The sequence below is a fragment of the Pedobacter sp. Bi126 genome (genome assembly GCF_918698245.1).
In the GTDB taxonomy this organism is placed as follows: Bacteria; Bacteroidota; Bacteroidia; order Sphingobacteriales; family Sphingobacteriaceae; genus Pedobacter.
Map to the genome: position 1 here is coordinate 357,368 of NZ_CAKKMS010000004.1, position 17,865 is coordinate 375,232.

Genomic DNA, 17,865 nt, shown 5'->3' on the forward strand with positions numbered 1-17,865 from the left:
CATTATCGGGAGGAACGACGAAGCAATCCTACTATTATTTATTTCTCAGAAAAACGATTTCTCAGAATGGTTAGTGATTAATCTATACGGATCGTCAAAGACATTTATTTAAGCGAAACAATTACCTTTTTGATTTCGCTTAAATCATTCATTTCAAAATTTGATGATTGTGGATAAAAACGCTGGTAAATGATTTTATCGTCTTTGCTATCATAAACACTGATTATTTTATCATTAGAACGTTGAGTGTAAACTACATACTTAATATTCGTTTCAGTATTCAAAATTAAACTATCCAATTCCTTGTACGATACAAATTTGAGTTTATAATTATAAGGTTCTAAAACTACCCCCGATTGAGGCAAAAGAGCCAGTTTGGACGAGAATACCTGCTTAATATACTCAGGCACATACAGCGTTTCTTTTGTTAATTCTGGTAAACGGACCTTATTGTAAAACTGGTAATCTAAATTACAATCCTTGTTTGCGAGCAATCCATCATTAATCTGTTTTAAATAACCCATTAAAAACCCTGGCGACCAGTTTAGGAAACTAGACTTGTTGTAGAAGTTTGATAAAATATTATTTTTTATACTTCTTTTTGTGCCATATTGTTGATCCTGTGTTTGAACCAGCAGATTTGTGTTCCAATCAGCAAAAAGTGTAACTGTTGCCAATATACTTTCTTCCTTTACCTTAGGTTTTTTAGATGGCGTAATTAATTTTAGCGCATAAACGATATTTACATTGGTTGTACTGTCTAGCTTTTCGGCATAACCATCAAAATAAAAAAAAGAGTAATTTGAAAGCGTATCGTAACGGGCAAGCTCTTCGGGTTTAATAATTTTATAAGGTGTAATGGTCCAGTTTTTTTTAATGGCCCGATCAAATTTTTCCAATTCAGCATAATCCGTATACTGTAAAGTAAACAAGGTTGTTGTTTTTTTAAATGTCTCTAATTTTTGACTGTTTAAAAGAGCAGCTCCGAAATAAGATACCTGACTTTTACAAATTGTAGCCCATAAAATAAATAGGCTAAATAAGAGAATTCCTCTAGCTTTTAACATATTAAGTGTTTTCATTTTGTGTTTGACTATGATAAGAAAAATTTGACAAATATTTTGAATTTTTCTATTGCATTAACAAAATACATTCATTAGCTTTGTTATGCAAGCATAATAAATTAGCAAAAATGAAACAACAACAAACCATAGATTACCACGTTAAGTTTGCCTGGCAAAATATGTTTAATAAGTACAATCAAATGGCATCTGGTTTTGGGATTACCCAGGCCATTGGTTATATGCTTATTAATATAGATGATGCCGAGGGAACTGCGGTTTCAAATTTAGCTGGCTTACTTGGGGTGAAAGCAACCAGTTTATCCCGTATGTTAAATAATATGGAAGAGGCCAACCTCATTTATCGTGAAACATCTGCAGGCGATAAACGATCGGTAAAGGTTTTTCTAACTGATTTCGGTAAAGAGAAAAAACAATTGGCCAAAGGTGTTGTTCGAAAATTTAATGAATATCTCGATGAGCATTTCTCTAAAAAGGAGAAAGAGACTTTTATTAACCTATTGATCAAACTAAATGATATCACTGTAGCCTATACTGTTGATTAACAAATATAATAATCAAATCTGTTTGGTAGGTTGCTGCATACATGGTACTATCAGACTAATGAAAAGCAAATAGATAATGAAACGAAGCATTAATAAAGTTGCAGTTTTAGGTTCGGGTATTATGGGGTCGCGTATTGCATGCCACTTCGCCAATATTGGTGTAGAGGTATTGTTATTAGATATTGCCCCGAAAGAGCTAAGTCCCGAAGAACAGGCAAAAGGATTAACACTGGATAACCCAGCTGTAAAAAATCGGATTGTTAATACAGCTTTGCAAACGGCTGTAAAAACAAATCCATCTCCAGTTTATAGCAAAAAGGCACTAAATAAGATCAAAACTGGAAATTTCGACGATGATATGCCGAAAATTGCCGGTTACGATTGGGTAATTGAAGTTGTGGTCGAAAATCTTGATATCAAGAAAAAAGTTTTCGAGCAGGTAGAGCAGTTCCGTAAACCCGGCACATTGATTACCTCGAATACTTCTGGTATTCCAATTCACTTAATGGCTGAAGGAAGGACTGATGATTTTAAATCGCATTTCTGCGGAACACACTTTTTTAATCCGCCCCGCTATTTAAAATTATTGGAGGTTATCCCTACGCCGCATACGCAACCTGAAATTGTTGATTTTCTGATGCATTATGGCGATAAGTTTTTAGGAAAAACAACTGTTTTATGTAAAGATACCCCGGCTTTTATCGCCAATCGTGTAGGTGTTTATTCCATCATGGCACTTTTGCATCTAGTTGAAAAATTGGATCTGACAGTAGAAGAGGTTGATAAATTTACCGGACCAGCCTTGGGTAGACCAAAATCGGCTACTTTCCGTACTTCGGATGTGGTGGGTTTAGATACCATGATCAAAGTAGCAAAAGGACTTTACGATAATTGTCCGGATGATAAAGCACATGATTTGTTTAAACTTCCAGTATACGTGCAAAAAATGGAAGAGAACAAATGGCTTGGCGACAAAACCAAACAGGGTTTCTATAAAAAGACAAAAACTGCTGATGGTAAAACCGAAATCCTTGCGCTTGATTTAAAAACTTTAGAATACAAACCACAGCAAAAAGTAAAATCGGCTACCTTAGAAATGACTAAGCCGGTTGAAAATCTTCGTGAACGCATGAAGATTTTTGCAAAGGGAAAAGATAAGGCAGGCGAATTGTTCCGCCATTCTTCATTTGGTTTATTTGAATATGTATCAGATAGGATTCCAGAAATTTCTGACGAACTCTATCGTATCGATGATGCCATGCGTGCAGGTTTCGGTTGGGAACTTGGTCCCTTCGAACTTTGGGATGCAGTTGGCGTAAAAGAAGCCATCGAAGGGATGGAGCAATATGGCAATAAAGCTGCGGCTTGGGTGCATGAAATGCTCGATGCCGGGAATACTTCATTCTATAAAGTAGAAAATGGCGTTAAAAAATATTACGATATCCCTTCAAAAAGTTATAAAGCCTTACCGGGAACGGATGAGTTTATCATTTTAGATAACCTCCGCGAAAATAAAACCCTTTGGAAAAACTCAGGTGTTTCCATTATCGATCTGGGCGATGGCATTCTGAATGTAGAATTCCATACCAAAATGAATACCATTGGCGGTGATGTGATTTCGGGTATCAACAAAGCGATTGATATGGCCGAGAAAGATTACCGTGGTTTGGTAATCGGCAATGATGGTGCAAACTTCTCTGCCGGGGCAAATGTTGGGATGATTTTTATGATGGCGGTAGAGCAGGAGTGGGATGAATTGAATATGGCGATCAGAATGTTCCAGAATACTTCGATGCGCATCCGTTATTCTTCTATTCCGGTTGTGGTTGCCCCACATAATTTAACCCTGGGCGGTGGTTGCGAGTTTAGTTTACATGCCGATCATGTTCAGCTCTCTGCCGAAACTTATATGGGTTTGGTTGAGTTTGGTGTTGGCGTTATCCCTGGTGGTGGCGGAACAAAAGAATTTGCTTTGCGTGCTTCTGATGAGTATAAAGATGATCAGATTGTGCAAAATGCCCTGAAAGACCGTTTCTTAACCATCGGAATGGCGAAAGTTTCTACTTCTGGTTACGAGGCTTATGAACTGGGCTATCTGCAAAAAGACAAATTCTCCATCTCGATGAACCGGAACCGCTTATTGGCCGATGCTAAAGCTAAAGCAATAGAATTGGCTGATGCTGGTTATACAAAACCCGTGCAACGGAACGATATTAAAGTGCTAGGAAAGCAAGGTTTGGGAATTGTTTATGCAGGTGCAAATAGCATGTATGCAGGGCATTTCATTTCCGAGCACGATAAAAAAATATCCGAAAAATTAGGTTATGTGATGTGTGGCGGCGACTTATCGGCTCCAACAGATGTAACAGAGCAATATTTATTGGATCTGGAAAGAGAAGCATTTTTATCACTTGCAGGTGAGCGGAAATCGTTAGAGCGGATTCAAAGCATTATTACCAAGGGGAAACCGTTGAGGAATTAGTGAGTTAAATGTTTAGATATGAGTATCAAGTATCAAGATACGAATGTTGAATAAAGTTTTACTTACATTAATAACAAATAAAACAATGCGAGGATTAGGTCTTGATACTTGATTCTGGCTACTAGATACTAAAACAATGGAAGCATATATTATAGCCGGATATCGTACAGCAGTGGGCAAAGCGCCCCGTGGCGTATTCCGTTTTACAAGAGCTGATGATTTAGCCGCAGAAGTAATCAGGGCTTTAGTGGCATCGGTTCCGAATTTAGATAACGAACAGATTGATGATGTAATTGTGGGTAACGCTACTCCAGAAGCAGAGCAAGGCTTAAATATTGGCCGTATGATTTCGCTAATGGGGTTGGATACTGATAAAGTTCCTGGTGTTACGGTAAACCGCTATTGTGCATCGGGTTTAGATACCATTGCTACAGCAGTTGCCAAAATTAAGGCTGGCATGGCCGATTGCATTATTGCAGGTGGTGTAGAGGTGATGAGTGGAATGCCTTTTGGAGGTTGGAAGCTTGTACCAAATGCGGAGGTTGCAAAAAACAATCCAGACTGGTATTGGGGTATGGGCTTAACCGCCGAGGCAGTAGCTAAAGAATATAATGTGAGCCGTGAAGATCAAGATGCTTTTTCGTTAAAATCTCATGAAAAAGCCATTCACGCTATAAAAAACGGTCATTTAAAAGACGGTATTCTACCTATCACAGTAAACGAAAATTACCTCGATGCCAACCTTAAAAAGAAAACCCGTTCTTACGTGGTTGATACCGATGAGGGCCCACGAGCAGATACTACTTTAGATAAGTTGGCGAAATTAAAACCCGTATTCGATGCTGTTGGAAGTGTAACCGCGGGTAATTCATCGCAAACATCTGATGGGGCAGCTTTTGTGCTAGTGGTGTCTGAAAAGAAAATGAAAGAATTAAACGCAGAACCGATTGCCAGGTTGGTAAGTTACGGTGTCGCAGGAGTTCCGCCACGCATTATGGGGATTGGCCCAATTGAGGCAATTCCAAAAGCATTGAAACAAGCGGGTTTGAAAAAAGAAGATATCGATTTAATCGAACTGAACGAAGCTTTTGCCTCACAGTCGTTAGCCGTAATCAGAACACTGGATTTAAATCCAGATGTAATTAATGTAAATGGTGGTGCAATTGCATTAGGGCATCCGTTGGGCTGTACAGGAGCAAAACTTACCGTACAGATTATGAATGAGCTAAAAAGACAGAACAAAAAGTACGGAATGGTAACCATGTGCGTAGGAACCGGGCAAGGTGCAGCGGGGATTTTTGAACTATTTTAGGCAGATCGTCATTTCGAGGCACTAAGCAATCTTAATGCTTTGTGTTGATAATAGGGACAGTTGTGTGATTGCGAGGCACGAAGCAATCACAACCGAGTAAGGCAAATGCTAAGAGCGATCGTCACCCCGAATTTATTTCGGGGTCTTAATTACAAAGTGGCTTAGCATGAAAGATGCTGAAATAAATTCAGCATGACGATGCGGCAAGAAGAATGAACAAAAAATGAAAATTAAGCGATTTCAATTGTCGCTACTAGATACTAAAACAATGGAAACAACTGAAAAAAAGACAATTAAAGGCGGTGAATTCTTAATTAAGGATACCACTTATCAGGAAGTATTTATCCCTGAAGAATTTGATGAAGAGCAGCAGATGATTGCACAAACCTGTCGCGATTTTCTGGCGGCTGAGGTTTATCCCAATTTAGATAAAATTGACAAACAGGAAGATCCCGAGCTCATGCCTACACTTTTAACCAAAGCTGGTGAACTGGGTATTCTTGGTGTTTCGGTACCGGAAGAGTACGGCGGTTTTGGTAAAAACTTCAATACTTCCATGCTGGTTGCAGACGTTGTAGGTGCAGGCCACTCTTTCGCCGTTGCACTTTCTGCTCATACCGGAATTGGTACCTTACCAATTTTATATTATGGTAATGAAGCACAAAAAGCAAAGTATATTCCTAAGCTAGGCTCTGGCGAATGGAAGGCTGCTTATTGTTTAACTGAACCAAACTCAGGTTCGGATGCGAACTCTGGTAAAACCAAAGCCACGCTGAGCGATGATGGTAAACACTATATCATTACAGGACAGAAAATGTGGATTACCAATGGTGGTTTTGCCGATATTTTTATTGTTTTCGCTAAAATTGACGATGATAAAAACTTAACTGCATTTATTGTAGAGAAAGATTTCGGTGGCATAACCATGAATCCCGAAGAACATAAAATGGGTATTAAAGGTTCTTCAACCCGTCAGGTTTTCTTTAACGATTGTCCGGTGCCGGTTGAGAACATGTTGAGCGATAGAGAAAACGGTTTCAAAATAGCGGTTAACATTTTAAATATTGGCCGTATTAAATTATCAGCGGCAGCTATTGGTGCTTCAAAAGCAACTTTAAATACAGCGATTAATTATTCGAATGAGCGGATCCAGTTTGGCCGCCCGATTTCTAAATACGGCGCCATCCGTTTTAAAATTGCAGAGATTGCTTCTAAGCTTTACGCTGTTGATGCGGCGAACTACCGTGCAGGTCAGAATATTGATGATACTTACGATCAACTGGTTGCAGGTGGAATGGAATCTGGTAAAGCAAGGTTAAAATCTGTTGAGCAATTTGCGGTAGAGTGTGCCATTTTAAAAGTATGGGGTTCTGAAGCTTTAGATTATACTGTGGATGAAGGTGTGCAGATTTACGGTGGCATGGGTTTTAGTGCCGATGCGCCAATGGATAGGGCTTATCGTGATGCACGTATCAACCGGATCTTCGAAGGTACAAACGAAATTAACCGTTTATTAACCGTTGATATGATGCTGAAACGCGCCATGAAAGGTGAACTGGATTTAATGACACCTGCTACAGCAGTTGCAGCTGAATTAATGAGTATCCCTGATTTTGGCGAAGAAGATACCACCTTGTTTGCTGCAGAGAAAAAAGTGCTCTCGAATTTGAAAAAAGCAACTTTAATGGTGGCTGGTGCTGCGGTTCAAAAATTAATGATGACCTTAAGCAAAGAGCAGGAAATTTTAATGAACATTGCAGATATGGCCAGTTATGTTTATGTGCTCGAATCGGCATTGTTGAGAACAGAAAAATTAGCAAGTATCCGTGGAGAGGAAGCAGTTGCAGGCCAATTAGATCTATTAAGAATTTATTTGGTAGAAGCAGTTGATGGTATAGCCAAAGCGGGTAAAGAAGCGCTTTGGGCATTTGCCGAAGGTGATGAGCAACGTATAATGCTTGTTGGTTTACGCCGTTTTACCAAAGTAGAACCATTTAATGTTAAAGATGCCCGTCAAAGAGTTGCCCAACAGCTTATTGAAGCAAATAAGTATATTTTTTAAGGTAGGTTTAGGGTAGAGGGTTTAAGGTTTAGGGTTTGGGTGCATTAACTCAGGCGCTAAACCTTTTTTGGTTTTTAATACATAGTGTTTTTTCATATGAGTTGTTTTTTATCCTATTTTGTCATGTTGAGCCTGTCGAAACACCTTAACCGAATTTTAACAAATGCTTCGTTCCTAACATTGATAGATTCCAAAAGAAAGTTCGTCATTGCAAGGAGGAATGACGAAGCAATCTTACAACTATGGGGTATAGCGACCGTATTAAGATTGCTTCATCATAATTGAAAAATTAGCTTAGTTTTTAAGGTTGCGTAATTAAAATCATATTTTCGCGCATGTTTAAATTTAGATTACTTCCGATACTTCTTTTATGTGTAGCTATGGTTTCATCTTGTAAAAAAGATGAAGACCCTGAAAAACAAATTGCCGATTTCATCAAACAAAATAATATTAACGCAGTTAGAGATGATTCTGGCTTATATTATCAGATCATTAAACCCGGTTCGGGGTCGTTCACTTATCCAAATAACACCAAAATAACCATTAAATATGAAGGTAGGTTATTAGATGGAACTGTATTTGATAATGGCGATGGCAAAGAGCAGACCTTTAATCTTGCCGAACTAATATCTGGTTGGAGAATCGGTATCCCTAAAATACAAAAAGGTGGAGAAATAAGATTAATCGTTCCGCCGGGTTTGGGTTATGGAAGCAGTTCGGTAGGTCCTATCCCTGGTAACGCTGTATTAGATTTTACCATACAGCTGTCTAATACACAATAAGCGTACAGACTAAGGATAAAAGACTAAATTCAAATCAAAATGCCGCTTTAGTCTTTTTGATTTTACCTTTAAGCGCCTTAAAATTGTTAAAATAGGTTAAAAATTGTAGCATCCGTATTAAAAGCTTATTTTTGCGATTGATGGTTAAGTTTAAATATTTTATACTCATGATCTGCTTTGCAGGGTGCTTAGCAGCCTGTAAGAAAAATGTGCCGGTTGATGATTACGACCCTACTCCACAATTTAAGGCCGATACTGCTGCAATAAGTGCTTTTGTTAAGACTAATAATATCTCGGCTACGAAAGATGCCAGTGGTATATTTTATCAGATATTAGAGCCTGGGACTGGAAGTGTAGAGTATAAAGCATCTACAAAAATCACGTCAGATTATGAAGGGAGATTATTAAACGGAACTATTTTCGATAGTACCAAAGGAACCCCAACCTCGTTTCTACTCGGAAACGTTATTGTAGGATGGCAATTTGGGATTCAAAAAATACAGAAAGGTGGTAAGATCAGATTGATCATACCTTCTTATTACGCTTATGGGACACAATCACCTTCAGCTTTGGTTCCGGCAAATTCAATACTCGATTTTACTATAACACTTACAGACGTACAATAATAAATGAACAAATTTACTAAACTTAGCCTATTTGCACTTTTACTGGCTACTACAATCTTCAGCTCATGTAAAAAGGAATATGAGTCTATTGAAAGTGTAGATGATGCCGCTATCCAGGCTTATCTTAAAAAGAATAATCTTACCTTCACTAAAGATACAAAAGGCTATTATTATAAACTCACCGACGTAGGTTCTGGTGCAAGTGTTGCAAACCAAGATTCGGTTTATTATTCATATATCTTTAAAACCTTATCCGGGCAGGTGCTAAATCAAACATCTGATTTAATGATTCCAGGAACCTTTTTGGGTTATACAGATCGATTTACCATTAATAACGTATCGTATGTATTTACACCAATTAGAGAAGTGTTAACCAAATTAAAAAGAGGTGGCAAAGCAACTTTAATTATGCCTTCTAGTATGGCTTTTGGTAGGAACGGCGTAAGTTTTTTAAATATTGGTTCGAATGAAAATATCCTTGTTGATTTAGGGATATATGCTGGAGCGAAAAGACATGAAATAGACGAGTTTGAGATCAATAAATTTATTACCAACAATAATTTAACACTGATTAAAGATCCTTCCAGAGCGCGATATAGTATTACCACCCCTGGAACAGGAACAGACGTAATTAATGTGAACTCTACAATAGTTGCTAACTACACCGTGCGCTATTTAGATGGAACAGTTTTACAAAGTAGTACCGATGGAACTTTTACTGATGTTCTGAGTAATTTATATAAAGGGTGGCAGTTAATATTGCCGGGAAAAGTAACAGCCGGGGGAAAGCTTCGTTTGATTATCCCTGCTGATTTAGCTAACGGGGTATCTCCTTTAGATTTCGATATTGAAATTGTAAAGGTTACGAATTAGATAACGCCTCTTTAAAAACTTTTAAAACCCTTTCTCTTGCAAATGTATGCTCAACTATTGGTTGGGCATATTTTTTTGTCCCAAATTCTGGCACCCACTTTTTAATATATTCGACCCTAGGGTCGAATTTTTTGGTTTGGAGTTCAGGGTTAAAAACCCTAAAGTATGGTGCGGCATCGTTCCCTGATCCGGCGGCCCATTGCCAGCCGCCTACATTGCTTGCCATTTCGTAGTCCAATAATTTTTCGGCAAAATAAGCTTCTCCCCACCGCCAATCGATGAGTAAATGTTTGGTTAAAAAACTGCCCACAATCATGCGTACACGGTTGTGCATCCAGCCGGTTTGGTTGAGCTGCCTCATGCCAGCGTCTACAATGGGATAACCCGTATTGCCATCGCACCAGGCCTTAAATTCAGCTTCGTTGTTGCGCCATTTAATTTTATCGTATTGTTTTTTAAAAGAATCGAAAGCGGAGTAGGGGAAGTGCCAGAGTATGGTCATATAAAATTCCCGCCATGCCAATTCTGAAAGCCAGACGTCCGATTTTGCTTCCAATGCATCCTTTACAGCTTTTCTGATGCTTAATGTTCCAAAACGCAAATGCAGTCCGATATGTGTGGTGCCATCGAGCGCAGGGAAATCACGTTCTTTTGCATAATCATCGAGTTTGTTTTTATAGTTGATTTTCGGGAAATCCAGTTTGCTCTTTTCAAAGCCCATCTCTTTTAACGTTACACCAGGCAAATGCTCAGTTTTAAGTAAATTTTCGAAGTATTTTTTAGTAGGATAAGCCTTCACATAAAAATCGTTTAGCTTGGCATGCCATTGTTTGTAAAAAGGGGTAAAAACAGTGTAAGGTGTTTTATCTGCTTTTAGGATTTCGTTTTTTTCAAAAATAACCTGATCCTTGTATGTTTTGAAGGCTATTTTTTCGCTGGTTAAAAATTCGGCCATGTTATCATCACGTTCGCGGGCATAAGGTTCGTAGTCATGATTGGTATATACACCCTTAACATCATATTCCTTTAAAATCTCTGACCATATTTTTTCGGGCTTGCCATATTTTACCAATAAATCTGACCCATGTAGCTGAAGTTCTTTTTTTAAATCCTCAATGGTTTGGTAAATGAAAGTTACGCGGGCATCAGCTGTTGGAAGTTTATCCAATATGTTTTGATCAAAAATAAACAATGGTAAGACCGGGTAACCACTTTTAAGTGCATGATACAAAGCAGTATTATCTGTTAAACGTAAATCGCGGCGAAACCAGTGAATGGATATTGAAGTCATTAAAGGGAATTATAAGGAAACAAATTATTTTGAAGATTTGAACAATTGAAGAAGCGTTTGGAGCTGAACGTTTGGCGTGGGTTAACCAATTAACCCTATTTGTACAGATCCTTCAAAGCATCCTCCAAATGGGTGAATTTAAATTTGAATCCTGCATCTAAGATTTTTTGAGCTGAGGTATTGTTGCTCATTAAAACAGCTTCAACACGTTCTCCCAATAACAATTCCAGTGCCTTTTTTGGAACCTTGATCGGCCAAACAGGACGGTGCAGCTGTTTAGCAATGGCTTTGGTTAGCGCCTTATTGGTGACTGGAAAAGGAGCACAGGCATTATAACAATTCTCCATTTTAAGATTTTCGATGGCTTCGATGTACATTTCTACCATATCATCAATATGCAGCCAGGGAGTCCATTGTTTACCTGTACCTAAAGCTGCTGCGGCAAATAACTTAACCGGTTTATCGAGTTGCGGTAAGGCGCCGCCATGATTGCTTAAAACGATTCCGGTACGGAGTTTTACAATTCTGAGGCTTAGCTTTTTACCTTGGTCTACAGCATCTTCCCAAAGTTTACAACATTCGGCTAAAAATCCGTAACCATTTGGACTTTCTTCGGTTAAAATTTCATCACCACAATCACCATAAAAACCAACTGCAGAAGCAGAAATAAACGATTTTAGCTGATTGTCGGGTTTTGATTTAATGGTTTTAAAGAGTAATTCTGTTGATTTTACACGACTATCGATGATCTGTTTTTTGCGTTCGTTGGTCCATTTTTTATCGGCCACAGGTTCTCCCGCTAAATGGATAATGGCATCTACACCATTCAAACAGTCAGCATCAATAGTTCCATTGTGAACATCCCACACAAAATTATTCGGATTTTTGTCTTTCTTTCTCGAAAGTGTGTTCACCTCATAACCTTTATTTAGTAAATGTTTTTTCAGCTTAGTACCCACAAGTCCTGTAGCCCCGGTAATCAGAATCTTCTTAGCCATCTTTTTAAAACAGCAAAGATACAAAAGGGTTTTTATGGCTTCATTTAAAACGATATTAATTCAGTTCTAATTCTTTTGTTACCTATTTGTAAAGAATTATTTAGGGGTTTGATGAAGAAGAAAAATAAGATAAATTTGTAAACGCGTTCTTACACCCTTTTCGATAAAAGATGTCCAAAAAAATTTTAGTCTGGTTTAGAAATGATCTTCGCTTGCATGACAATGAAATGCTGGTCGAGGCGATTGCTAAATCTGATTCAATTTTGCCTGTTTACATTCTCGATCGCCGTTCTTTTGGCGAAACAAAATACGGTACGTTAAAAACAGGTAATATTAGAGCACAGTTTATTTTAGAAAGTGTTTTAGGATTACGCAATTCTTTAAAACAGATTGGCGGTAACTTGCTTATCGCCGAAGGCAACCCCGAAGATATTATTCCTCAACTCGTTCAGGAATATGAGATTACCGAAGTTTACCATCACCGTGAAGTGGCACGCGAAGAAACGCATGTTTCAACTTTGGTAGAAAATGCACTTTGGAAATTACGCATCAACCTGAAACATTTTATCGGCCATACCTTATATAATAAGGAAGACCTCCCTTTTCCCATTAAGGATATTCCCGACGCCTTTAACCAATTTAAAAAGAAAATTGAACGCGATTCGATTATCAAGCCTTGTTTTGCGGCACCCGATCGGATTAACGTAGCCGAGGTGATTGACTGGGGAACATTATCTTCGTTAGAAGATCTTAATCTGTTGCCACAGCAAAAAGACCAACGTTCTGATTTTGAATTTGTTGGTGGCGAGGCCGAAGGATTAGCACACCTTCAAAAAGTGATTGTGGCTATGCAGCAGGCTGCAACAACCAAGAATTTAATTCTGGCTTCAAAACTATCAGCATGGCTGGCCATGGGTAGTTTATCGCCACGGAAAGTATACTGGGAAATTAAAAAGATGGAAGGTGTGCCCAATACAAAAGCCATGTTCAATCATATTTTATTAGGCCTGCTTTGGAGAGATTATTTCCGTTTCATGTTTAAAAAATATGGCAATACTTTTTTTAGTCCGGATGGATTTGGCAGCCAGGGACTGGTTGACATTGTGAATGAGCAGGATAATTTTAGTAAATGGAAAAATGCGCAAACAGGTTTTGCTGTGGTAGATGCGGTGATGACAGAGCTAAATCAGACCGGCTTCATTTCGAATATCGCCAGACAAACCGCTGCCTTATATCTAATCAATAATTTAGAAGTAAGCTGGGTTTTTGGCGCAGCATATTTTGAAGAAAAGCTGATTGATTATAATCCTGCAAGTAATTGGGGAAACTGGGCCAATGTGGCAGGTGTAGGTAACGATCAGAAATCAAAAAGTGTTTTCGACATAGATAAAAATATCAAAAACCTCGACCCAAAAGGCAATTACTCCTTAACTTGGGCATCATAGTTGTAATGACTGAATGATAGAGTATTGAATGATGGAACTGAAATTTTATCGACTAATACAAGTGGTATTTTTGTTATTCTCTCATTCAATAATTTTCTCATTCAATAATTCTCATTTTAATCGAGATTTTTGCCATTTATATAAGGTAAAATTCTAATTTTGTAATGCTTATAGTAAACAGTTAATAATGGATAAATTATCTTATCTTAATGGCGCAAACGCCGAATATATAGAGTCTTTATATCAATCTTATCAACAAGATCCCGAGTCTGTTGAATTTGGTTGGCAGAAATTTTTTGAAGGTTTCGATTTTGGAAGAGGATCAGAAGCGCCTGCAGTAACAGCGGAAACTCCTGAACAATTTTTAAAAGAGGTTAATGTTTTAAATCTGATTGATGGCTATCGTAGCCGCGGTCACTTATTTACGCACACCAATCCTGTTCGCGAAAGACGTAAACATTTACCAACATTAGATCTTGCAAATTTTGGATTATCGGATGCTGACTTGGAAACCGTTTTCAACTCTGGTGTTGAGATTGGTATCGGTGCGGCAAAATTGAAAGACATTGTAGCCTTTTTAAAACAAACATACGCACACTCAATCGGTGCAGAATATAAGTTTTTACGTACACCTGAAGTGTTGAACTGGATTCAGCAGAAAATGGAAAGTGCACGTAATACCCCTAATTTCTCAATCGATGAGAAAAAACGCATTCTCCGGAAATTAAACGAAGCGGTAAGTTTCGAAAATTTCTTAGGCACCAAATTTTTGGGCCAAAAACGTTTCTCGTTAGAAGGAGCAGAAGCTTTAATCCCGGCTTTAGATTCAGTAATCGAAAAAGGTGCTGAATTAGGTATTGAGGAATTTGTAATTGGTATGGCACACCGCGGTCGTTTAAACGTGTTGGCCAATATCATGCAAAAAACATATAAAGATATTTTTGCTGAGTTTGAAGGTAAAAGCTACAACCCAGATACGCCATTTGGTGGCGACGTAAAATACCACTTAGGTTATTCTACAGATGTAACTACCGTTTCGGGTAAAAGTGTTCACTTAAGTTTATGTCCTAACCCATCGCATTTAGAAACTGTTGATGGTGTGGTAGAAGGCATGAGCCGCTCGAAAATCGATTTCAAATATGGTGGCGATAACAGTCGTTTAGCACCGATTTTGATTCATGGTGATGCATCAGTTGCCGGACAAGGTATTGTTTACGAGGTAATTCAGATGGCAGGCCTTGAAGGTTATAAAACCGGTGGAACTATTCACTTGGTAATTAATAACCAGATTGGTTTTACAACTAATTATAAAGATGCACGTACCAGTACTTATTGTACCGATATTGCTAAAGTAACTTTATCTCCGGTTTTCCACGTAAATGGTGATGATCCTGAGGCTTTGGTTTATGCAATTAACCTGGCAATGGAGTATCGTCAGAAATATAAAAACGATGTTTTTATCGATATTCTTTGCTACCGTCGTTTCGGACACAATGAGTCTGATGAGCCCAAATTCACCCAGCCATTATTATACAAAACAATCGAAAAACACCCTAATCCAAGGGAAATTTATATTGATCAGTTAACCAAAGAGGGTAAGTTAGAAGCCGGTTTGGCAAAAGAAATGGAAAAAGATTTCCGTGGTATTTTGCAGGAACGCTTAAACGAAGCTAAAGAATTTGTTGCAGGTAATGCCGAAGTTAAATTTGGTGGTGCATGGGCAGATTTGCGTATGGCTACACCTAAAGATTTCGAATCTTCTCCTGTTACTGCGGTTAAAAAGTCTACTTTATTAGAAATTGGTAAGCGCATTACTGCTTTGCCATCTAATAAAAAGTTCTTCAAAAAAATCGAAAAACTATTTGCTGAACGTGGCAAAATGGTTAACGAAACCAATGTTTTCGACTGGGCAATGGGCGAGCAGTTAGCTTATGGTACTTTGTTATCAGAAGGTAAACGTGTTCGTTTAAGCGGTCAGGATGTAGAGAGGGGAACATTCTCTCACCGTCATGCGGTATTAACGCTTGAAGATAGTGAGGAAGAATATGTACCATTGGCAAATATTTCAGACCAACAAGCGGCTTTCGATATTTACAACTCACACTTATCAGAATACGGCGTTTTAGGTTTCGAGTATGGTTATGCCATGGCAAACCCGAATGCTTTAACCATTTGGGAAGCACAATTTGGCGATTTCTTTAACGGAGCGCAAATTGTTGTCGATCAATATATTGCAAGTGCCGAAACCAAATGGCAGCGCGAAAATGGTTTGGTAATGTTATTGCCTCACGGTTACGAAGGTCAGGGGCCAGAGCACTCATCAGCACGTATAGAGCGTTTTATGGAGCTTTGTGCTGACTATAACATGCAGGTAACAAACTGTACTACTCCGGCAAACTTCTTCCACGTTTTACGCCGTCAGTTTAAACGCGATTTCCGTAAACCTTTGGTGGTATTTACTCCTAAAAGTTTATTGCGCCACCCAGCTTGTGTTTCTAAATTAGAAGAATTTACGGAAGGTGGTTTTAAAGAAGTAATTGATGATGTAAATGTTAAAGTTGCAGATGTAACACGCATTGTTTTCTGTAGCGGTAAAATTTACTACGAGTTACTGGAGAAACAACAGGCTGATAAATTGAAACATGTAGCCCTGGTTCGTGTAGAGCAGCTGTATCCAACTCCAGTTGATCAGATGGAAGCCATCCAGAAGAAATATAAAAATGCTAAAGAAGTTTTCTGGGTACAAGAAGAGCCAGAGAACATGGGCGCATGGCCATATTTGTTCCGCAGGTTATACAAAACAGCATTAAAAGGCATTGATGTAATTTCGCGAAGAGAAAGCAGCAGTACTGCAACAGGTTTTGCAAAACAACATGCTAATCAACAGGCTTATATTTTAGCAAAAGCTTTAGAGATTTCGGTAACGGATGATGTAAAGGATATCGCCAAAAAAGCAACAAAAAAATTAGTTCAGATCGATTAGGTGCATTGCGCTAAGCGTTTGGAGCGTGGCGTTTGATATTGATTATTAGAAGATAAAAAACATAACATTACAAAAATGAGTTTAGAGATAAAAGTTCCGCCTGTTGGTGAGTCGATAACCGAAGTTGTTTTATCACGTTGGATAAAAAACGATGGCGATGTTGTTGAAATGGATGAAGTTATTGCCGAATTAGAATCGGACAAAGCAACATTCGAATTAACTGCAGAACAAGCTGGAACTTTAAAAACCATAGCAGCCGAAGGCGATACATTAGCCATCGGTGCAGTAGTTTGTAAAATTGAAGATGGTGGTGCGGCTCCGGCGAAAGCTGATGCACCAAAAGCTGAAGAAAAGGCTGCTGTTGCTGAAGATAAAACTGCGGCTCCGGTGGCCGAAAAATCAGGCGAAAGCTATGCTACTGGAACTCCTTCTCCTGCTGCTGGTAAAATTCTTGCAGAAAAAGGAATTGATGCAGCTGCTGTAAAAGGTACTGGTGTTGATGGTCGTATTACTAAAGACGATGCTGTAAAGGCTGAGGCGGGTAAAAAACCAGAAGCAACAAAAGCAAGTGCTCCGGTTGTAGCTGCTGCTCCCGCAGGTAGTCGCGGCGAACGTCGTGAAAAAATGTCTCCACTACGTAGAACGGTTGCAAAACGTTTAGTTGCTGTTAAAAATGAAACCGCAATGTTGACTACTTTTAACGAAGTTAACATGAAGCCGATTATGGATTTACGCGGAAAATATAAAGATCAGTTTAAAGAAAAATTTGGTGTTGGTTTAGGCTTCATGAGCTTTTTCACTAAAGCAGTTACCGAAGCATTAAAAGATTTCCCTGCGGTTAATGGTCGTATTGAAGGTGAAGAATTGGTTTACAATGATTTCGCTGATATTTCGATTGCAGTTTCTGCACCAAAAGGTTTAGTGGTTCCGGTAATCCGTAATGCAGAAAGTATGACTTTAGCGCAGATTGAAAAATCGGTTTTAGAATTGGCTTTAAAAGCACGTGATAGCAAATTAACCATCGAAGAAATGACTGGTGGAACATTCACTATCACTAATGGTGGTGTGTTTGGTTCAATGATGTCGACTCCGATTATTAATGCGCCGCAATCGGCTATTTTAGGCATGCACAACATCGTTGAGCGTCCGGTAGCTGAAAAAGGTGAGGTAGTCATCCGTCCGATGATGTACGTTGCTTTATCTTACGATCACAGAATCATCGATGGACGTGAGTCGGTTGGTTTCTTGGTTCGTGTGAAACAATTGTTAGAAGATCCGGCTAGATTATTATTAGGTATCTAATCCCTAAGTCCCCTAAAGAGGGCTTATAATCTTTATAGAAAGTCAAGATAAAGAAGTCAAGTTTTAATGGCCAACGTGCTAT

13 protein-coding genes are annotated in these 17,865 nt (G+C 38.6%); 10 read left to right on the forward strand and 3 right to left on the reverse strand.

The genetic code is table 11. The features are described from left to right. Positions 1-104: 104 nt before the first annotated feature. Positions 105-1,082, reverse strand: coding sequence for a hypothetical protein (locus tag LQ201_RS16345; protein ID WP_230144510.1), 978 nt, complete (start codon positions 1,080-1,082; stop codon positions 105-107). A gap of 110 nt (positions 1,083-1,192) precedes the next feature. On the opposite strand from LQ201_RS16345, the gene LQ201_RS16350 reads away from it, so the two are divergent. The 7 genes from LQ201_RS16350 to LQ201_RS16380 all read left to right on the forward strand — a co-directional run bounded on the left by LQ201_RS16350 (position 1,193) and on the right by LQ201_RS16380 (position 9,764). Then, positions 1,193-1,627: a MarR family winged helix-turn-helix transcriptional regulator gene (locus tag LQ201_RS16350; RefSeq protein WP_029277114.1), complete on the forward strand. Its 435-nt coding sequence runs from the start codon at positions 1,193-1,195 to the stop codon at positions 1,625-1,627. A gap of 76 nt (positions 1,628-1,703) precedes the next feature. After that, positions 1,704-4,109: a 3-hydroxyacyl-CoA dehydrogenase/enoyl-CoA hydratase family protein gene (locus LQ201_RS16355; protein WP_230144511.1), complete on the forward strand. Its 2,406-nt coding sequence runs from the start codon at positions 1,704-1,706 to the stop codon at positions 4,107-4,109. A gap of 136 nt (positions 4,110-4,245) precedes the next feature. Then, entirely contained in the window at positions 4,246-5,421 is a 1,176-nt protein-coding gene (locus LQ201_RS16360) for an acetyl-CoA C-acyltransferase (RefSeq protein WP_230144512.1), read from the forward strand. Positions 5,422-5,689: 268 nt separating this feature from the next. Next, entirely contained in the window at positions 5,690-7,483 is a 1,794-nt protein-coding gene (locus tag LQ201_RS16365) for an acyl-CoA dehydrogenase family protein (RefSeq protein WP_230144513.1), read from the forward strand. Between the two features lie 335 nt (positions 7,484-7,818). Continuing rightward, complete coding sequence (locus tag LQ201_RS16370; protein ID WP_230144514.1) at positions 7,819-8,265, forward strand: FKBP-type peptidyl-prolyl cis-trans isomerase; 447 nt, start codon at positions 7,819-7,821, stop codon at positions 8,263-8,265. 140 nt (positions 8,266-8,405) lie between these two features. Continuing rightward, a complete protein-coding gene (locus LQ201_RS16375; protein WP_230144515.1) occupies positions 8,406-8,891 on the forward strand; it encodes an FKBP-type peptidyl-prolyl cis-trans isomerase in 486 nt (161 codons plus the stop codon). Between the two features lie 3 nt (positions 8,892-8,894). Then, positions 8,895-9,764 carry an FKBP-type peptidyl-prolyl cis-trans isomerase gene (locus LQ201_RS16380; protein ID WP_230144516.1) on the forward strand — a complete coding sequence of 290 codons (870 nt, stop codon included), beginning with the start codon at positions 8,895-8,897 and terminating at the stop codon, positions 9,762-9,764. Here the strand turns inward: LQ201_RS16380 and LQ201_RS16385 are convergent. Together LQ201_RS16385 and LQ201_RS16390 are read right to left on the reverse strand one after the other, a co-directional pair. Continuing rightward, positions 9,754-11,055 (reverse strand): deoxyribodipyrimidine photo-lyase, encoded by a 1,302-nt coding sequence (locus tag LQ201_RS16385; RefSeq protein WP_230144517.1) that lies wholly within the window; start codon positions 11,053-11,055, stop codon positions 9,754-9,756. The genes LQ201_RS16380 and LQ201_RS16385 overlap by 11 nt on opposite strands. Before the next feature lie 95 nt (positions 11,056-11,150). Beyond that, the gene (locus tag LQ201_RS16390) at positions 11,151-12,053 is read right to left on the reverse strand and encodes a TIGR01777 family oxidoreductase (RefSeq protein ID WP_230144518.1); all 903 of its coding nucleotides are present in this window, start codon (positions 12,051-12,053) and stop codon (positions 11,151-11,153) included. Positions 12,054-12,223: 170 nt separating this feature from the next. On the opposite strand from LQ201_RS16390, the gene LQ201_RS16395 reads away from it, so the two are divergent. The 3 genes from LQ201_RS16395 to odhB all read left to right on the forward strand — a co-directional run bounded on the left by LQ201_RS16395 (position 12,224) and on the right by odhB (position 17,783). Further along, positions 12,224-13,498 carry a DASH family cryptochrome gene (locus LQ201_RS16395; protein ID WP_230144519.1) on the forward strand — a complete coding sequence of 425 codons (1,275 nt, stop codon included), beginning with the start codon at positions 12,224-12,226 and terminating at the stop codon, positions 13,496-13,498. 187 nt (positions 13,499-13,685) lie between these two features. Further along, entirely contained in the window at positions 13,686-16,481 is a 2,796-nt protein-coding gene (locus LQ201_RS16400; protein WP_230144520.1) for a 2-oxoglutarate dehydrogenase E1 component, read from the forward strand. A gap of 75 nt (positions 16,482-16,556) precedes the next feature. Beyond that, positions 16,557-17,783, forward strand: a complete 1,227-nt coding sequence (gene odhB / locus LQ201_RS16405; RefSeq protein WP_230144521.1) for a 2-oxoglutarate dehydrogenase complex dihydrolipoyllysine-residue succinyltransferase — start codon at positions 16,557-16,559, stop codon at positions 17,781-17,783. The last annotated feature ends 82 nt before the right edge of the window (positions 17,784-17,865 follow it).

What these genes read in the sequence shown, in the direction of transcription:
- LQ201_RS16385 (WP_230144517.1), bottom strand. Translation starts at nt 11,055, where the DNA reads ATGACTTCAATATCCATTCACTGGTTTCGCCGCGATTTACGTTTAACA.
- LQ201_RS16380 (WP_230144516.1), top strand. Translation starts at nt 8,895, where the DNA reads ATGAACAAATTTACTAAACTTAGCCTATTTGCACTTTTACTGGCTACT.
- LQ201_RS16395 (WP_230144519.1), top strand. Translation starts at nt 12,224, where the DNA reads ATGTCCAAAAAAATTTTAGTCTGGTTTAGAAATGATCTTCGCTTGCAT.
- LQ201_RS16400 (WP_230144520.1), top strand. Translation starts at nt 13,686, where the DNA reads ATGGATAAATTATCTTATCTTAATGGCGCAAACGCCGAATATATAGAG.
- LQ201_RS16390 (WP_230144518.1), bottom strand. Translation starts at nt 12,053, where the DNA reads ATGGCTAAGAAGATTCTGATTACCGGGGCTACAGGACTTGTGGGTACT.
- LQ201_RS16345 (WP_230144510.1), bottom strand. Translation starts at nt 1,082, where the DNA reads ATGAAAACACTTAATATGTTAAAAGCTAGAGGAATTCTCTTATTTAGC.
- LQ201_RS16365 (WP_230144513.1), top strand. Translation starts at nt 5,690, where the DNA reads ATGGAAACAACTGAAAAAAAGACAATTAAAGGCGGTGAATTCTTAATT.
- LQ201_RS16360 (WP_230144512.1), top strand. Translation starts at nt 4,246, where the DNA reads ATGGAAGCATATATTATAGCCGGATATCGTACAGCAGTGGGCAAAGCG.
- LQ201_RS16355 (WP_230144511.1), top strand. Translation starts at nt 1,704, where the DNA reads ATGAAACGAAGCATTAATAAAGTTGCAGTTTTAGGTTCGGGTATTATG.
- odhB (WP_230144521.1), top strand. Translation starts at nt 16,557, where the DNA reads ATGAGTTTAGAGATAAAAGTTCCGCCTGTTGGTGAGTCGATAACCGAA.
- LQ201_RS16370 (WP_230144514.1), top strand. Translation starts at nt 7,819, where the DNA reads ATGTTTAAATTTAGATTACTTCCGATACTTCTTTTATGTGTAGCTATG.
- LQ201_RS16375 (WP_230144515.1), top strand. Translation starts at nt 8,406, where the DNA reads ATGGTTAAGTTTAAATATTTTATACTCATGATCTGCTTTGCAGGGTGC.
- LQ201_RS16350 (WP_029277114.1), top strand. Translation starts at nt 1,193, where the DNA reads ATGAAACAACAACAAACCATAGATTACCACGTTAAGTTTGCCTGGCAA.